Annotated in this window: 18 protein-coding genes; 10 read left to right on the plus strand and 8 right to left on the minus strand. The window is 64.2% G+C overall.

The genetic code is table 11. The annotated features are described in order from the left end of the window. Positions 1 to 48 precede the first annotated feature (48 nt). From ASF04_RS18840 to ASF04_RS18850, 3 genes are all read right to left on the minus strand, one after another. Positions 49 to 2802, minus strand: a complete 2754-nt coding sequence (locus tag ASF04_RS18840) for a hybrid sensor histidine kinase/response regulator (RefSeq protein ID WP_056145098.1) — start codon at positions 2800 to 2802, stop codon at positions 49 to 51. A gap of 7 nt (positions 2803 to 2809) precedes the next feature. Next, on the minus strand, positions 2810 to 5056 hold the full coding sequence (locus tag ASF04_RS18845) for a TonB-dependent receptor (RefSeq protein ID WP_229205114.1): 2247 nt from the start codon (positions 5054 to 5056) through the stop codon (positions 2810 to 2812). A 116-nt stretch (positions 5057 to 5172) separates the two neighbouring features. Next, complete coding sequence (locus tag ASF04_RS18850; RefSeq protein ID WP_056145104.1) at positions 5173 to 5682, minus strand: TspO/MBR family protein; 510 nt, start codon at positions 5680 to 5682, stop codon at positions 5173 to 5175. Positions 5683 to 5911: 229 nt separating this feature from the next. On the opposite strand from ASF04_RS18850, the gene ASF04_RS18855 reads away from it, so the two are divergent. After that, on the plus strand, positions 5912 to 6181 hold the full coding sequence (locus ASF04_RS18855) for a GlsB/YeaQ/YmgE family stress response membrane protein (protein ID WP_019921041.1): 270 nt from the start codon (positions 5912 to 5914) through the stop codon (positions 6179 to 6181). Positions 6182 to 6191: 10 nt separating this feature from the next. Here ASF04_RS18855 and ASF04_RS18860 read toward each other — a convergent pair whose 3' ends face one another. From ASF04_RS18860 to ASF04_RS18870, 3 genes are read right to left on the minus strand one after another with little or no spacing between them, the layout of a single operon-like run. Beyond that, the gene (locus ASF04_RS18860; protein ID WP_056145107.1) at positions 6192 to 7418 is read right to left on the minus strand and encodes an ATP-binding protein; all 1227 of its coding nucleotides are present in this window, start codon (positions 7416 to 7418) and stop codon (positions 6192 to 6194) included. 5 nt (positions 7419 to 7423) lie between these two features. Further along, a complete protein-coding gene (locus tag ASF04_RS18865; RefSeq protein WP_056145110.1) occupies positions 7424 to 8317 on the minus strand; it encodes a lipopolysaccharide assembly protein LapB in 894 nt (297 codons plus the stop codon). Further along, on the minus strand, positions 8314 to 8775 hold the full coding sequence (locus ASF04_RS18870) for a hypothetical protein (protein WP_056145113.1): 462 nt from the start codon (positions 8773 to 8775) through the stop codon (positions 8314 to 8316). The genes ASF04_RS18865 and ASF04_RS18870 overlap by 4 nt, the downstream gene beginning before the upstream one ends. Positions 8776 to 8912: 137 nt before the next feature. On the opposite strand from ASF04_RS18870, the gene ASF04_RS18875 reads away from it, so the two are divergent. Beyond that, on the plus strand, positions 8913 to 10133 hold the full coding sequence (locus ASF04_RS18875; protein WP_229205115.1) for a cyanophycinase: 1221 nt from the start codon (positions 8913 to 8915) through the stop codon (positions 10131 to 10133). Between the two features lie 104 nt (positions 10134 to 10237). On the opposite strand, the gene ASF04_RS18880 is transcribed toward ASF04_RS18875, so the two are convergent. Then, positions 10238 to 10609, minus strand: a complete 372-nt coding sequence (locus ASF04_RS18880; RefSeq protein ID WP_056145119.1) for a glyoxalase superfamily protein — start codon at positions 10607 to 10609, stop codon at positions 10238 to 10240. Positions 10610 to 10760: 151 nt separating this feature from the next. Here ASF04_RS18880 and ASF04_RS18885 point away from each other — a divergent pair, with 151 nt between their 5' ends. From ASF04_RS18885 to ASF04_RS18920, 8 genes are all read left to right on the plus strand, one after another. Then, positions 10761 to 11180, plus strand: a complete 420-nt coding sequence (locus tag ASF04_RS18885) for a hypothetical protein (protein ID WP_056145122.1) — start codon at positions 10761 to 10763, stop codon at positions 11178 to 11180. A gap of 32 nt (positions 11181 to 11212) precedes the next feature. Beyond that, entirely contained in the window at positions 11213 to 11647 is a 435-nt protein-coding gene (locus ASF04_RS18890) for a hypothetical protein (protein ID WP_056145125.1), read from the plus strand. Between the two features lie 42 nt (positions 11648 to 11689). Further along, positions 11690 to 12133, plus strand: a complete 444-nt coding sequence (locus tag ASF04_RS18895) for a hypothetical protein (protein ID WP_229205116.1) — start codon at positions 11690 to 11692, stop codon at positions 12131 to 12133. A gap of 28 nt (positions 12134 to 12161) precedes the next feature. Continuing rightward, entirely contained in the window at positions 12162 to 12566 is a 405-nt protein-coding gene (locus ASF04_RS18900) for a hypothetical protein (protein ID WP_056145131.1), read from the plus strand. Between the two features lie 38 nt (positions 12567 to 12604). Beyond that, positions 12605 to 13039 carry a hypothetical protein gene (locus ASF04_RS18905; protein ID WP_056145133.1) on the plus strand — a complete coding sequence of 145 codons (435 nt, stop codon included), beginning with the start codon at positions 12605 to 12607 and terminating at the stop codon, positions 13037 to 13039. Positions 13040 to 13065: 26 nt separating this feature from the next. Then, positions 13066 to 13494 (plus strand): hypothetical protein, encoded by a 429-nt coding sequence (locus tag ASF04_RS18910; RefSeq protein WP_056145136.1) that lies wholly within the window; start codon positions 13066 to 13068, stop codon positions 13492 to 13494. A gap of 119 nt (positions 13495 to 13613) precedes the next feature. Next, positions 13614 to 14033 (plus strand): hypothetical protein, encoded by a 420-nt coding sequence (locus tag ASF04_RS18915; protein WP_229205117.1) that lies wholly within the window; start codon positions 13614 to 13616, stop codon positions 14031 to 14033. 36 nt (positions 14034 to 14069) lie between these two features. Then, on the plus strand, positions 14070 to 14516 hold the full coding sequence (locus tag ASF04_RS18920; protein WP_056145142.1) for a hypothetical protein: 447 nt from the start codon (positions 14070 to 14072) through the stop codon (positions 14514 to 14516). Between the two features lie 57 nt (positions 14517 to 14573). Here ASF04_RS18920 and ppk2 read toward each other — a convergent pair whose 3' ends face one another. Next, a complete protein-coding gene (ppk2, locus tag ASF04_RS18925) occupies positions 14574 to 15446 on the minus strand; it encodes a polyphosphate kinase 2 (protein WP_227012120.1) in 873 nt (290 codons plus the stop codon). Between the last annotated feature and the right edge of the window lie 71 nt (positions 15447 to 15517).

Here is a 15517-nt window from a genome sequence, read left to right on the forward strand (position 1 = left end):
CCATATGGCTGCCGAGCCTGTATCCGGATGTCGGCACTGCCGCCGAAGCTATTGTTGGAGGGTGGCGACCAATTGTTGCAGGTCGTCGGCTAACTGGTTGGCGACGTCGGTGACGGTGTCGGCCTGGCCGGCTTTCAGTTCGTGTTCGAGCGCTTGCGCTGCGGCGGCTACGGGGCCGGCGCCCACGTAAGGGGCGGTGGCTTGCAGGTCGTGGGCCAGCCGCTGTAAAGGTGCGTGGTCGCCGCTCGCTGCGGCGGCGCGGATGATTGAGGGCGCGGCTGCATATTCGCGCACAAAGCTGCGGATGCGCAGGTCCAGGCTGGCGCGCTGGCCGCCTGCGAGACGCAGGGCGCGGTCCCAGTCGAGTCCTGGAGCTTGCGGCAAAGGGACATCGGGCGCGGCGCTCACGTTTGTCTCGTTCACCGGCTCCGTTGAAGGTCGGCGCTGCGCTAAGGCCTGCGGCGCAATCCATCTGGCCAGCGCTGCAAACAGCTGGTCCGGGTCGATCGGCTTGGTCAGATGGTCGTTCATGCCGGCGGCCAGGCTTTTCGCGCGGTCGGCGGACAGGGCGTGCGCGGTCATGGCGATGATCGGCAGCTTGTCGTAGCGCGACAAGGAGCGCAGGCGGCGCGTGGCGGCCAGTCCGTCGAGTTCCGGCATCTGCACATCCATCAGCACCAGGTCGTAGTCGACCGCCTGCACCATGCGGATCGCTTCCAGGCCGTTGCACGCGACATCGACCTGCAAGCGCGCGGCCGTCATGAAGTCGTGCGCCACTTCGCGGTTGTTGGCGTTGTCGTCCACCAGCAGGATGCGGGCGCCGGCCAGCGCTGCCGCGTCGAACGTCGGCGCCGCAACCGCTGCCATCGTGGCCGCGCCGGCAATGCCCAGGCGTACCGTGAAGCTGAAACGGCTGCCCACGCCGGGTGTGCTGCTGACCTGAATGTCGCCGTCCATCAACCGCACCAGCTGCTTGCAGATGCTGAGGCCCAGGCCGGTGCCGCCGTATTTGCGGGCGATGCTGTCGTCGGCCTGGGTGAACGACTGGAACAGGCGCCGTACCTGGTCCGGGTTCATGCCGATGCCGGTGTCGGCGACGGTAAAGCGCAGCACCACGCTGTCGGCGGCGCGCGCCACCAGGTCCACCGTCACCGATACTTCGCCGCGCTCGGTGAACTTGAATGCGTTGCCGACCAGGTTGATCATCACCTGGCGCAAGCGCAGCGGATCGCCGGCCAGGCGCGTGGGCACACCGGTTTGCACCCGCGTGCTCAAGATGGCGGTCCCCGTGGCCGCCAGCGGCGCCAGTGGCTCCAGCACGTCGGCGAGGTCGAACGGCACGTGCTCGAGGCGCATCTTGCCCGCTTCGATGCGGGAAAAATCGAGGATGTCGTTGAGCACCGCCAGCAGATGTTCGCCGGCGCCGAGGATCTTGTCGAGATAATTGCGCAGCCTGGGGTCGGGCGCGGTGGTCAAGGCCAGCCGGCTCATGCCGATGATGGCGTTCATCGGCGTGCGGATTTCATGGCTCATGTGGGCGAGGAATTCCGACTTGGCGCGCGTGGCTTCCTGCGCGCGCAGCATCGCCAGTTCCATGTCGCGCGTGCGCAGGCCCAGGATGCGCATGAACAGCAGCATGTCGAAGATATTTCCGAACTGCAGCGCATGCATGGTCCAGAAATTGGCCGCCAGCGCGCCATTGATCACCAGGCTCAATACCACCGAGGTCGAGAAGCTGACCGACCAGCCCAGCAACAGATAGACGCCCACCGCATCGCCGCGCCGCGCGCGCAGGTAGGCGCCGGGCAGGCCGATCAGCATGGGCATAATGCCCAGCGTGCTGACGATAACTACCAGCGCGCCGACGTCGATCAGGTCGGTGGCATAAGCCACGGCCGCTACCACGCACAGCGCGGCGCCGCCTTTCATCAGGCGGCTGAACAGCAGGTCCTGGCCGGGCCGGGCCAGCACCTGCTCGACAAACAGGTAGGCGCCGCAACTGGCGGCCAACGCGAACAAGCCGCCGGCGTGGATGCTCATCCACACGCTGTTCTGCCACAGGTACTGGTTGCCGAGGCCGAAAAACTCCACCGAAAACAGCGTCAGCCCGGCCACCATCAGCGCGAATTTGCCGAACAGCGGTTCGCGCAGGTTCTGCCATTGCGCCAGGCTGTAAATCAGCAGGCATGCACATAATCCCAGCAACAGGCCTTGCAGCATCTGCTCGTCGAGCGACTCGGCATGGAAGGCGGCAGGGCGCGACAGCCGCACCGGCAGGATCATGGCGCCGATGTTTTCCACGCGCAGCAGCAGTACGTGGCTGGCGCCTGGCGCCAGTTGCAGCTGCGCGGCAGGCACCCGCGCGCGCGGCGCGTGTTCGGCCACCGGCTGCAAGTTGCCGGTGACGATGTGGCGTTCGATGTTGCCGTTGGTGGCCACGTACACGTCCACCCGGTTGACTACCGCGTAGTCGATGCTGAGCACCCAGTGGCCGCTGCTGTACGCCGGCACCGCCACCGGAATGCGCAGCCAGACCACGTCCTTGTGCACGCCAAGCGTGGCATGTGCGGACGTGGGCGCGGCAAAGCGGCTGGCCTGCGCCAGCGCCTGTTCCGGCGTGATGGCGCCACTCGAATCTGTCATTACCGTCACCGCCGGCCAGGCGTCGATCACGTCGCGGCCCGAATCGAGTTGCAGCGGTGTTTGCGCCAGCGCCAGTGCCGGCATCCAGAGCAGCAACGCCAACCACGCCAGCAGCCTGCGCCAGGCGGGCAGGAAGAATGACAGTGGTGGCGTGGTCATGGCGCGATCAGTAACGGTAATCGACGCGCAGATCGACCGTGCGCGGATCGCTCGGCACCGCCATGCCGAAACTGTCGATGCTGATCGGGCGGACCTTGTTCTCGAGGTTTTTCACCCGGGCCAGCACGCTCCAGGCGCCGCCTGCCACGGTGTAGCGCAGCGAGGCGCCGGTCTCGGTGCGTGCCGGTACCCGGTAGCGCAGCAGTTGCGACGCCACGGCAATCTCGTAGTCGGCGCTGCGGCGGGTGTCGAGTCCCGCCGCCAGCACGCCATCGCCCACGCGCATGCTGCGTTCATAGCCGAGCGACACGGTGTGCGCCGGGGCCCGATCGAGCTTGTTGCCGTTCCATGAATGGACGCCGTCCGGCGAGTAGCGCACGTAGTGAGCGTCCAGCAGCGACAGCGCGTACACCAGGCGGTCCTGCGCGGTCAGGTTGAACTGGCCCTCGAGTTCCAGTCCCTTGACGCTGGCCTCGCCGGCATTGCCGGTAATGAAGCGTGGGGCGCCCGCCACGACGGCCACCCCCGAGAGCTGCAAATTGGTGTAGTCGTAGCTGAACACGGAGACATTGAGCGCGCCGCGCTGGTCGAGGAAGCGGGTCTTGACGCCGGCTTCGTACGCGCGCAGTTGCTCCGGCTGGTACACCAGCGTGGTGCGCGGCACGGCCAGCGCCGGGTTGCAGGTGAGGCCCAGCGCCTGCGCGCCCGCCATGCAGCCGTCATTGAAACCGCCGGCCTTGTAGCCGGTGGCAATCGACGCATACACCATGGTCGATTGCGTGACATCGAAGTCCGCGCCCAGGCGCCAGGTGGTCTGGTTGGTGGCCAGGTCGGCGGCGTTGAGCAGTTGCAGATCGGTGGCCGGGTTGAACACGCTGGCCTGCTGGAAGCTGGTGGCGCCATAGCGCGATTTTTTGTCCATGGTACGGCGCGCGCCAGCCGTCAGGCGCAGGTCGCCGCGCACCTGGTAAGTGGCCTGGCCGAACAGCGCCTTGCTGGCCGAGCGCGTGGGACCGTGCGGGAAAGCGTAATACGGCGTCAGGCCGGCCGCTTCCAGGTCGCGGAACGTGTACGACTGCGACGACCGCTCGCGGAAGTAATACACGCCGGCCTGCCCCGTCAGCGGCCCGGTGGCCTTGCTGGCCAGGCGCACTTCGTGCGAGTCTTGCCGGTACCAGCCGTCGAAGTCCTGGTGCACGCCCAGCGCCACGCCGGGCGCCACGCGGTAGTAGGAGTTGGTCAGCTGCTGCTGGTCGTAGTCGCGGTGCGAACCCAGGTAGTACAGGGTGGCCGCGCCCAGGTCCCATTGCAGGTCGGCGCCGACGCTGGAGGTGGTCTTGTGGCTGTAGCCCTGCGATGGCGTTGAATTGGGCGAGATGAAGCGGTTGGTGAGCAGATCGCGCGTGCTGCCGCCTTGCCAGACCGGTACGCCGGCGGATACGCCAGAATAGAAATTGGTGTCGGGGACGAAGCTGTCGTTGTTGTCGTCCACCCGGCTGTGGTCGGCCCGCAGCAGCAGGGTGGCGTCGCGGTGCAGCCTGATTTTGGCAGACAAGCGCGCGGACACGTCGTCGCGGTCCAGTCCCAGCGCGTACGGGGTACCCTGGCCGTTGCGCAGGTAGCTGTCGTGGCGGTGCGCCACCACGGCCGCGCGCAGCGCCAGCGTGTCGTTGACCGGCACGTTGAGCATGGCGCCGGCCTCGCGGCTGCGATAGTTGCCGATGCCGGCATGGGCATCGAAGGCGAAGGTATCGACCGGCGTTTTGGAGATGACATTGACGGCGCCGGCGGTGGTGTTGCGGCCATACAGCGTGCCTTGCGGTCCGCGCAGTACTTCCACCCGTTCCAGGTCGTAGAACGACAGGTTCTGGATTTGCGGACGGGCGATATAGACGCCATCGAGCATGAAGGCGGCGGACGGATCGCCCTTGCCGGTGGTATCGGCACTGGACACGCCGCGCATGGTGATGCGCAGGCCGTCGGTGGCATTGTTGAATTCTACGTTGGGGATGGCGGCGCCGATGTCGCCGGGGTTATCGAGACCGCGTTCGACCAGTTGCCGTTCTCCCAGCACCGTCATCGACACCGGCGTCTTCGATTCCAGCGCTGGCGTGCGCTGGGCGGTGACCACCACTTCAGGCAGGGCCGCGCCCGCCTGCTCCTGGGCGGCGGCGGGCGCGCCGGCAAGCAGTGTCAGCGACGACAAGGTCAATGCCAGGGTGGCGGCGTGGTCGGGAACGCAAGATTTCAACATGAAAGCAGTAAGAAAAAGCCAAGCCTCGCAGTCTATCAGCTTGGCTTCACTTTTAGTAGCTGCCAGAACAACATAATTTCCTGATTGCTATTTTTTCATGCAAAGGCGCCATGACTTCAGCCCAGCACGCCCGGGTTACGCTGCCAGATGCTGTAGCACAGCGCGCCGGCGAAGGTGACCCAGGCGATGTATGGTAGCAACAACAGTCCGGCCAATCGGTCGCGCCGGCCGAAGGCGACGATGGTCGCGGCAATCGCCAGCCACAGCACGATGATCTCGGCAAACGCCAGCGGGCCGTTGTGCCAGGCAAAGAACAGCCAGCTCCACAGCGCGTTGAGCGCCAGCTGCGCCACGTACAAGGTCAGCTCGGGCTGCACGCTGCGCTCGGACGCGGTGCGGTGCACGCGCCAGGCGGCGACCGCCATCAGGGCATACAGCACCGTCCACGCCGGCCCGAACAGCCAGGCCGGTGGCGCCCACGCGGGGCGGTCGAGCTGTTGATAGAACGCGCCGGCCTGGGACGTGGCAAACGCGCCGATGGCGGCAAACACAAAGGTGAAGACCACCCAGCCGGCCAGGGCCGGCAGCTGCAGTGGTCGCGAAGGGGGAAGGGCATGCGTGGTCATGGCAGGTACTCCGTGATGGTTAGCCAGATGGTGAACCAAGGGCGGCGCACACTCCGTTCGCCAGCATACATATGGCCGCAGGTCAGGCGCAAGTTAGGAGTCTTCCGACACCAGCTTGCGACGTGTGCCGATAGGCGCGCGCGTCCCGGCTCCGCATAATCAACCGACCGGTCGGCGTGCCGTCGTTCAGGCGCGCTCACCAGGCACACTCAACTACAAGGGGGAAAAGATGAATCTGATACTGTGGATAGTCATAGGCGGCATCCTGGGCTGGCTGGCCAGCCTGGTCATGAAAACCGACGCCCAGCAAGGTCTGTTGCTCAACGTCGTGGTCGGCATCGTCGGCGCGCTGCTGAGCGGCTGGCTGCTGGCGCCCGTGCTGGGCACCGGCACCATCAACTCCGACGACTTCAGCCTGGCCTCGCTCGGTGTGTCGTTCCTCGGCGCGCTGATCCTGCTGGCGATCGTCAACCTGTTCCGGCGCGGGCGGGTGCGATGACCGTGGACAATCAGGCGAACTTGGTCTTCTTGAGGTACTTCTCGACGTCGCGGTAGCTGTCGTCGCTGCCTGCGTAGCGCACCAGGTTGCGCGCGGTTTTCAGCCATTCGATGGTGGACGGCTGCATCTGCTCCAGGGCGTATTCCATGTCCTTCGGGCCGATCGGCCGTTCCGGCGCCCCGGACAGGATGTCGTGCAGCGTGCTTTCCTTGGCCAGGTCCACCAGGCCGTCGATGTCGGCGCCCGAGTAATGGGGTGTGGCCGTGACCAGCGCATCCACGTCGATGTCCTGCACGGGGATGTCGCGCAGCTTCAGTTCGATGATGTGCTTGCGCGCTTCGGCATCAGGCGGCGGCACGAACAGCTGGCGCGCAAAGCGGCCCGTGCGTTTCATGGCCTGGTCCACGTCCCACGGCATATTGGTGGCGGCCAGGAACAGCACGTCGCGGTTGTCGCGTTCGAAGCCGTCGAGCTGCGACAGGAATTCGTTGACGATGGTGCGGCTGTTTTCGCTGTGCGCCTTGCTGCGCGAGAAGGCCAGTGCGTCGAGTTCGTCGAAGAACAGCACGCACGGCTTTTGCGCGCGCGCTTTCTCGAACAACTGGGCCAGCGCGCGTTCGCTTTCGCCGTGCCACATGCTGAGCACTTCGCTGATGCCCACCGACACGAACGAGGCATTGCACTCGTTGGCGATGGCGCGCGCAATCATGGTCTTGCCGCAGCCGGGCGGGCCGTACAGCAGTATGCCGCCGCCACCGCTTTTTTTAAATTTGGCGAACAGGCCCGGGCGCAGGAATGGTTCGATGATGTGCAGGCGCAGCGTTTTCTTGAGGTCTTCCATGCCGCCCACGTCGGCAAAGCGCACCTGGTCCGGCGCTTGTGGTTTCAAAGGCACCACCTTGGCGCCGCCGCCTACCACCGACAGCACCGGGCCGGTCGCCGGCCGCGCCTTTTGCTGCAATTGTTCCAGCGCGTCGTGTGCGGTGAAATCCGGGTGCTGGCGCGCCGCCGTGTACGCTTCCAGCGCTTCCGGCGTGCGTCCCAGCGCCAGCAATGCCAGCGCCTTGCCGCCAAGGCTGGCAGCGTCCGGCCGCTGGCGCGCCACCAGTTCGAACTGGGTTAAAGCAGCCGCCGCGTCTTGCGCGTCCAGCAGCAGGCGGGCGTAGCCGAGGCGGGAGTCGATATTGAACGGGTCGCTCACCAGCGCCGCTTCGTAGGCTTCTCGTGTCATGGTCATGGCGGTCAGAGTCCTGCGCGGCGTTTGAGCCAGCGCGTCAAGAGTGATGGGTAAATCCAGGAATAGGCGCAATAGCCAAGCAGGGTCCAGGTGGCGGCGCTGGCAAACAGCGGCGCCTGGTTGCGGACCAGGTTCAGGCCCAGCAGGGTGAGCACGTACAGCGCCCCCGAGGCTGCCCAACCCCAGCGGTTGAGGGGCCACAGCGGCAACATACTCCAGTGGCTCAGCGCATCGAGCTGCACCACCAGTTCCAGTACCTCGCGCGAATTCGGATACAGCTTGAGCAGCTCCACCGCGATGCGCTTGGCGGCCTTGTAGCGGCCCCGGCTGAGCAGGTGCGTGATCAGCATGCGGGCCGTGTTTTCGCTTTCCGGGTGGCCTTGCAGCAGCCGCGCCAGGCCGGCCTGCTCGGCGCCTTTGCGGCCGTCGATGATGTCGCCGATCAGGCACGTGGTCAGGGCCAGCTCGTTGTTCGGGTCGAGCCGGAAGGCTTCGCGCGCCAGCGCCTGGGCTTTTTCGATGTGCAGGGTGCGGTACATCAGCAGCGCATAGCGCGCATACTGGAAACCAGCTTCCGGATACTCGCGGATCAGCTCGATCAGCAGCAGTTCCGCTTGCGGCAGGTCGCCCTGGTCTTGCAGCACGTTGACCATCAGCGAACGGGCGGCGTAGTCGTCGGGATCGTGGGCCAGGATCTGTTGCAGCGTGTGGCGGGCTTCGTCGCGGGCGCCGGTGTCGTAATCGACGCGGGCAGCGGCAAACAGCAGCGTGCTGTCGTTCGGGTAGTAGGCCAGCGCTTCGCCGATCAGCACGCGTGCATGGGCATAGCGGTTGCGCTCGAGCAGGCCTTCGATTTGCAGCGCGTAGTCGCGCGCGGAAAGCAGGGCGTTTTCGCTCATGACGCTATTCCCTTGATCACGTCAAACAGGCGGAAGAAACTGACATAACCGACAACGATACAGATAAGGGCCGGAATCCATGGCGACGGCGGCTTGTCGTGAAAGAAGGCGGCCGAGCGGTGCTGCTTCTGGTGCAGGCCATAGAACACGCCGCAGATCGCCAGCGACAAAACGGTGCGCAGTGCACGGAAGGTGTCGTTGCCCAGCAGCTCGACCAGGCCGGCAAACAGCATCGGCTGGAACAGCAGCGCGTACACCAGGCCGACGACCGCGCCGGCGCCCAGCACAATCACCGGAATATCTCCGGTGCGGCGCAGGTGCCAGGAATTCAGACTGCTATACAGCAGGATGGCCACCGGGCCGCCCAGGAAGGCAACCAGGAAACTCGACTGGACGGAGTACAGCGTGACCGGCCGCGTAGTGGCCGACAGCGAGGGGGTAAGCAGATGTTCGCGCATGGGGAGGTTGTGGTCGGCAAGGCCGCATGGTAGCAACTCGCGCCTATCCGGGCAATTAATTTGTTGCCCATATGGTAGTCTTACGTCTGCGCGCACTGGCGCGGGCATATTCAATAGTGATTCCGGGGATGGCAGGCATGGTAAGTATTGTTCGGGCGGCGATGGTGGTGGCGATGTCCATTTCAATGATGTTGACGGTACCGCAGGCAGCGGCGGCCGAAGCGCCTCCCAAGGGCTCGCTGGTGATCGCCGGCGGCGCTGTGCGCGGTGACAATACCGTGATCTGGCAGCGCGTGGTGCAACTGGCCGGCGGCGCCGGCGCCCGCATCGCGGTGCTGCCCAGCGCAGCCGGCAACCCGGTCCGTTCCGGGGCCTACGCGGCCGCAGGCCTGAACAAGCAGGGCGCCAACGCCTTCGTGGTGCCGCTGGCCGTGCGCATGAAAGACCGCGATTACCGCCGTGATGCCGACGACGACACCATTGCACAATCGATCCGCGACGCGGGCGGCGTGTATTTTTCGGGCGGCGACCAAGCCCTGATCACGCAGGCGCTGGTCCGCCCGGACGGTAGCCGCACCAAGGTGCTCGAAGCGATCTGGGACGTGTACCGGCGCGGCGGCGTGATCTTCGGCACCAGCGCCGGCGCCGCCATCATGAGCACCACTATGTATTACGAGGCGAAAACCGTGTTCGGCACCCTGAGCGAAGGGGTCAATGGCCGCGAGCTGGCCCTGGGCCTCGGTTTCGTCGGCGACGACATCTTTATCGACCAGCACCTGCTGGCGCGCGGACGCTTCGCCCGCATGCTGCCGGCCATGCTCAAGAAAGGCTACAAGCTTGGCATCGGCATCGACGAGAACTCGGCCGTGGTGATCAATGCCCAGCGCGAAGTGGAAGTGCTGGGCTACCAGGGCGCGCTGGTGGTGGACCTCACCCGTGCCACCGTCAACAGCGACGTCAAGCAGTTCAACCTGCAAAACGCCCGCCTGAGCTATCTCGACCGCGGCGACAAGTACGACCTCAAATTGCACAAGTACACGCCGTCCGAAGACAAGGTCGACGGCAAGGTCGATCCGGTCAATCCGTATTATTCCGACCCGGTGTTCTCGGCCGACGTGCTGGGCCACAACACCATCCTGATCATGATGTCCAAGCTGGTGGACAGCTCGCAGACCGAGGCAATCGGCATCGCCACCGCCGGCCCGGGCGAGCCGCACCAGGAACTGGGCTTCGAATTCAAGCTCACCCGCGACGCCGCCACCACCGGCTATTCCTCGGCTGCATCGGAAGCGTACACGGTCCTCAATATGCGGCTCGATGTGCGGCCGCTGAAAATCACCCGGCCCTGGTACCAATGATTTCGCACGTTTTCGTGGGCGTGAACGACTTCGCGTCCGCGCTGCGGTTTTACCAGGCGTTTGCTGCCACGACCCACTAGTTCCGTAAATTCCCATCTCCTTCTTCAAACCTGGTCGGCCACCTGCACGAACGTGAGCCGGTTGCCGAACGGATCCTTGATCGACATTTCCCTGCTGTCCCACGGCATATTTTCGATGCCGGGCCGTGCATGGGCATATGGCTTGGCGGCCAGTTCGGCGTGCAGCGCATCAATGTCGTCCACCGTTACGCGGATCGCCGCGCCGGGACAGCAATCGCCGTGATGTTCGGTCAGGTGCAGCACGCAGGCGCCGCGCGATACCTGCTGGTACAGCGGCATGCCCGGCTCGAAGCGGTGTTCCCAGTCGCGCGTAAATCCGAGGTAATCGATATAAAACGCGTGCGCTTTTTCTTCATCGAACACCCTGAGCAGCGGTGTGACGGTACCAATTTGCATTTTTAATCTCCACGGAAATTCAGACCCTGAATAGTACGCCCGATGTGGGTGCGCATGTCGATTGCGTCAGCATCGGTGGCGTCCGGCTGGCTACGCTGGATGCAGGCTCATCGCGAGTCATGTGTTCCCGTTACCCACTCTGGAGGTACTGATGGAAGATGAAATCTATAACCTGTTTCTGACAAGCGAGCAGGGCTGGAGCCTGTTCGGCACCTTGCGCCTGCGCCGTATCGAGGCCGATATGTCAACCGGCAGCGTTCGCTTACCGGCCCAGGCGACCGAGGCGCTGGTGCCCGTCACGCAGGAGCTGGTGCCGGTGCCGGTCAAAGGGGATATCTCGCTGCCGTTACTGGCGCCGTTTCGCCGGGTACCGCTGCGCGGCATTGCTTTTGCCACCGCCGCCGGCCTCTTCTCGTTCGCCCTCGACAGCGGCAACACGCGGCCGTCGGCCGGCATCCAGCTTTTTCCGTTCGGCAGCCCTGACCTGGGCGGCTTCGTGATCTGGGGCAGCAGCAACTACAGCGAACTGGTGTTCAGCGTCCTGGCGCGCCAGCTGCCGCGCGCTTTCTGACGTAGCTCCCAACTGTTATGGAAGGAAACACTATGGATGAGTTTGTGTACAACCTGCTCCTGAAATCGCGTGGCGGGCTGATCTTGTTCGGCGTATTGCGCTACCGCTTGAGCAGCCTGGAGGCCGACCAGGGAGGAGCCAGGAACCTCTTCACCTTGCCGGCATTGCGCCAGGCCCACCAGCAGCCGCAGCAACAGCAGCAGGAAAACATTTTTGCGCTGGTGTACCGGGCCGAAGGTACGGTCACGATTCCGCTGTTGACCGGCAACCGCGCCATCCCCGTTGACGATGTGGCGTTCTTCATCCAGATGGGACCGCCGATCGTCACCCGGCTGTTCGCCGACGACAGCCGGGTGCTGATGTGCTTCAACCAGGTCAACAACGAGCAGATCGGCGGCGGCCTGTTGTGGGGGCCGACCAATACCAGTTTCGGCTTGCTGGGCAAGCGGCAAATCTTGCCGGCTTGACGGTTCTTCTGCCTGACAAGGCATTACACCATGGAGGTCATGATGGACGAGAGTATCTACAATGTGCTGCTGACCAGCGAACTGGGCCTGAGCGTGTTCGGGACCCTGCGCATCGACTACGATCCCGGCACTGTCCTGCCGGACAGTGCCGGTCAGCCGCCCGCAATCCTTGAACAGTTGCGCAGCCAGGCGCCGTCGCAAGCCCAATACATCGAGATCAACGAAGCGCCGCTGGCCGGAACGCTGACCGCGCCGCTACTGACCGGCCTGGCTCCGGTGCGCCTGACCGGCGTGATCTATTCGGCGGTCGGCTTCCCGCTGTCGGCGGTGCTGTTCAACACCGGAACGCCTTCGGTGGTGCTGCAATTCGGCTTCTTTTCCCGCGTCGTGTTGGTCGGTGGGCTGCTATGGCAGCCGGGGCCGCCGGGTACGGCGTTCACCGTGCCGTTCAGCCTGCTGGCGCGGCAAGTGGGCACGCTGGCATGACGCCACACCATCAACCAGGGAGATAGTCATGGATGAGAATATCTATAGCTTGCTGTTGAAAGGCGCAACGGGCCTGACCTTGCTCGGGACGTTGCGGTACTCGATCGACTTCACCACTGCACTCGATGCAAGCGCGGACCGGCAGCAGCAGGCTGCCACGATCGGCGGCGTGGTGTATCCGGCGCGCGGCAGTATCACCATCCCGTTCCTGACCGGTCTGCAGCCGGTGCCGTTGAGCGGCTTCGCGATCTACGTGCAGATGGGGCAGCCGCTGCTGAACTGGTTCTACAGCGAAGACGCGGCGCGGGGACTGACCGTGCAATTCAATCCCATCGGTTTCGAACGCATCGCCGGTGGCTTGCTGTCGCAGCTGCCGAATTCGAATGTCGTGGAATACGCCATCCTCGGCAGGCGCGTCGCGCTGCCTGCCTGAGCGTGGGCAGCTCATATCACCACACCATGGAGGACATGATGGACGAGATTATTTTCAGGTTGTTGCTCACCGGCGAGGGTGGTTACGCCCTGTTCGGTACCTTGCGCTTTCGCGTGCTGCTCGAATCGCAAGCAGGAACGGCGGCGCCACCACCCGCTTCGGCCCTGCCCGTGACGTTGGGCGCGGCACAGCCGCTGGGTACTGCCACGGTGGTCGTGTACCCGGTGCAGGGTTCGCTGTCGATACCGCTGTTGACCGGCTTCGGCCGCGTGCCGCTGACCGGCGCCTTGCTGGTCACGCCGGCTGCCGGACTGGCGTATGTGCTCGGTAGCGCCGATCCGGCACGCCAGGCGATTGTCAAGTTCAACAATATCGATGGGTTGCGCATTGCCGGTGGTGTTTTGTGGCGCCCCGGCGATCCGGCCGAACTCGTGTTCAGCTTTCTGGGCACGGCCACGCCGTTGCCGTTCTGATCGATACATCCAATAGGGAGAGTGTCATGGACGAATTAGCTTATTACACCTTACTGCTCAGAACGGCGCAGGGCTTGACGCTGCTGGGCACGCTGCGCTTCCAGGTAGTGGCGACGGAGCCGCTCGATCGCTCGCCGGCCGGCACCGCGCAACTGCTGGCGCAAGCGCAGCAGCAGAGTACGTCAGAACTGTTCGTGTATCCGGTGGAAGGCAGCATCAACATTCCCTTATTGGCTGGCCTGGCGCAGGTGCCGTTGGCAGGCACGGCCTGGTTCCCGCTCATCGGTCCGTTCGTGACGGCGTTTCTTTCCTCGACCGACCAGCGCTTCAACGTGAGCATGCAACTGTACGAACTTGATCCCGAGCACATTTGCGGCGGCCTGGTGTGGCGTTCCGGTGAGTCGGGCGAGCTGACCTTCAGCCTGCTGGGAACACTGGTGCGGGTACCTGCCTGACGGACGACGGCAAATGTCGAATGGATCAGGATGGCGCTCACTGCGGCTGGCTAAGCTGGACGTCCGGCCTGCACGGGGCGGACGTTTTTTTATTTCTTAGCTATCCATGGGAGGTCATGATGAACGACTTTATTTACAACCTGATACTGACCGGCGAGCAGGGGTTGACGCTGTTCGGCACCTTGCGTTACCGCTTCACCGATCCGCTGGCCACCGTGCCCGATGGCGGCGTGCCTGCGCTGCTGGCCGAAAGCCGGCAGCTGGGCGTCATCACGGCGGTCATCCTGCCGCTTGAAGGCTCGGTGTCGGTGCCATTGCTGACCGGCTTCGGCACGGTGCCGTTGCAAGGAATACTGCTGGCCACGGCAGCGGGCCCGATCACCACGATACTGATCAGCAATGATCCAGCTCGCCAACTGGCGCTGCAGTTCAACCAGGTCAGCGGCAATCAGATTGCCGGCGGTCTCATATGGCGTCCCGGTGAACCGGCCGAACTGGTGTTCAGCCTGCTCGGCATCCAGTTGCGCCTGCCATTCTGACGTCGCCACCCCGTGTCCATACCTAAGGAGATTATCATGGATGAATCCGTTTTCACCCTGTTGCTGAAAACCGCGCAGGGACTGACGCTGTTCGGTACCCTTCGGTTCAGCATAGACTTCAGCCAGTCGGTCGATCCGGCCCAGGCCGCCAAAGCCGCTGCGCCGGGCGACGTTGACCTGGCGCGGGTTTATGCGCAGGTCCAGCAGCAGGACACGTTCGACCTGTTCGTGTACCGGATCGACGGCTCGGTTGTCATACCTTTCGTGACCGGCTTGCGGCCGGTGCCGATCACCGGCCTGGCGCTGTTCACGTTCCTGGGCCCACCGGTCAGCTTCATCACCAGCAGCAGCGATCCCGCCCGCAACCTGTTCTTCCAGTGGAACCAGCTGACCAACGACAATATCGCCGGCGGCCTGGTGTGGCGCCCTGGCGAGCCCGGTGAGTTGATCTTCAGTGCGCTGGGAACGCAGCTGCCTGCCTGACCCGCAATGGCAAGGCAAAAAAAGGCGCGCATCCAGTCGCAGCGCGCCTTTTTCATATCAGTAGTATTCCGGTACGATGATTTCCGCAGGCACCGGGCGGCGCACGTAGTCGTCATGGTACTCGCGCTCGGGCAGGGTAATTTCCGGATGCGGCACTTCCACGTAGGGCATTTGCGACAGCAGGTGGTGGATGCAGTTGAGGCGCGCCTTTTTCTTGTCCACGCCTTGCACTACCCACCACGGCGCTTCCGGAATGTGGGTGCGCTCCAGCATGATTTCCTTGGCCTTTGTATATTCTTCCCAGCGGCGGCGCGATTCCAGGTCCATCGGGCTCAACTTCCACTGCTTGAGCGGATCGTGGATGCGACCCAGGAAGCGGGCATTCTGCTCTTCGTCCGAGATCGAGAACCAGTACTTGATGACCTGGATACCCGAGCGGGCCAGCATGCGCTCGAATTCCGGCACGTCCTGGAAGAATTCCTCGTACTGCTCGTCGCTGCAAAAACCCATCACGCGTTCGACGCCGGCACGGTTGTACCAGCTACGGTCGAACAGCACGATCTCGCCGGCGGCCGGCAGGTGCGACACATAGCGCTGGAAATACCATTGCGTGCGTTCGCGGTTGTTGGGAGCGGGCAGGGCAGCGACGCGGCACACGCGCGGATTGAGGCGCTGCACGATGCGCTTGATCACGCCACCCTTGCCGGCGGCGTCGCGGCCTTCGAAAATGATCACGACCTTGTGGCCGGTATGCACCACCCAGTCCTGCAGCTTGACCAGTTCGGCCTGCAGGCGGAACAGCTCGCGGAAATAGAGGCGGCGCTCTTCCTTGGCCGACTCGGTGCGCTCGTACTCGATGACCTTGCGGGTGACCGGGTCGATTTCGCGGTCTTCGAGTTCCATTTCCAGTTCTTCATCGTAGCCGTCCATCAGCTCGAAATGGACTCGTTCGAGTAATTGTTCCTGGTTCAGATTCACGCAACACTCCTCAGTTTGGACTT

Source organism: Duganella sp. Leaf61 (assembly GCF_001421905.1).
Taxonomy (GTDB): domain Bacteria; phylum Pseudomonadota; class Gammaproteobacteria; order Burkholderiales; family Burkholderiaceae_D; genus Rugamonas; species Rugamonas zoogloeoides.

Excerpts from the sequence above, each read along its gene's own strand:
- ASF04_RS18840 (WP_056145098.1), bottom strand. The coding sequence starts at position 2,802 with ATGACCACGCCACCACTGTCATTCTTCCTGCCCGCCTGGCGCAGGCTG.
- ASF04_RS18880 (WP_056145119.1), bottom strand. The coding sequence starts at position 10,609 with ATGCAAATTGGTACCGTCACACCGCTGCTCAGGGTGTTCGATGAAGAA.
- ASF04_RS18900 (WP_056145131.1), top strand. The coding sequence starts at position 12,162 with ATGGATGAGAATATCTATAGCTTGCTGTTGAAAGGCGCAACGGGCCTG.
- ASF04_RS18905 (WP_056145133.1), top strand. The coding sequence starts at position 12,605 with ATGGACGAGATTATTTTCAGGTTGTTGCTCACCGGCGAGGGTGGTTAC.
- ASF04_RS18845 (WP_229205114.1), bottom strand. The coding sequence starts at position 5,056 with ATGTTGAAATCTTGCGTTCCCGACCACGCCGCCACCCTGGCATTGACC.
- ASF04_RS18885 (WP_056145122.1), top strand. The coding sequence starts at position 10,761 with ATGGAAGATGAAATCTATAACCTGTTTCTGACAAGCGAGCAGGGCTGG.
- ASF04_RS18915 (WP_229205117.1), top strand. The coding sequence starts at position 13,614 with ATGAACGACTTTATTTACAACCTGATACTGACCGGCGAGCAGGGGTTG.
- ASF04_RS18875 (WP_229205115.1), top strand. The coding sequence starts at position 8,913 with ATGGTAAGTATTGTTCGGGCGGCGATGGTGGTGGCGATGTCCATTTCA.
- ppk2 (WP_227012120.1), bottom strand. The coding sequence starts at position 15,446 with ATGGACGGCTACGATGAAGAACTGGAAATGGAACTCGAAGACCGCGAA.
- ASF04_RS18860 (WP_056145107.1), bottom strand. The coding sequence starts at position 7,418 with ATGACCATGACACGAGAAGCCTACGAAGCGGCGCTGGTGAGCGACCCG.
- ASF04_RS18920 (WP_056145142.1), top strand. The coding sequence starts at position 14,070 with ATGGATGAATCCGTTTTCACCCTGTTGCTGAAAACCGCGCAGGGACTG.
- ASF04_RS18850 (WP_056145104.1), bottom strand. The coding sequence starts at position 5,682 with ATGACCACGCATGCCCTTCCCCCTTCGCGACCACTGCAGCTGCCGGCC.
- ASF04_RS18870 (WP_056145113.1), bottom strand. The coding sequence starts at position 8,775 with ATGCGCGAACATCTGCTTACCCCCTCGCTGTCGGCCACTACGCGGCCG.
- ASF04_RS18855 (WP_019921041.1), top strand. The coding sequence starts at position 5,912 with ATGAATCTGATACTGTGGATAGTCATAGGCGGCATCCTGGGCTGGCTG.
- ASF04_RS18890 (WP_056145125.1), top strand. The coding sequence starts at position 11,213 with ATGGATGAGTTTGTGTACAACCTGCTCCTGAAATCGCGTGGCGGGCTG.
- ASF04_RS18895 (WP_229205116.1), top strand. The coding sequence starts at position 11,690 with ATGGACGAGAGTATCTACAATGTGCTGCTGACCAGCGAACTGGGCCTG.
- ASF04_RS18865 (WP_056145110.1), bottom strand. The coding sequence starts at position 8,317 with ATGAGCGAAAACGCCCTGCTTTCCGCGCGCGACTACGCGCTGCAAATC.
- ASF04_RS18910 (WP_056145136.1), top strand. The coding sequence starts at position 13,066 with ATGGACGAATTAGCTTATTACACCTTACTGCTCAGAACGGCGCAGGGC.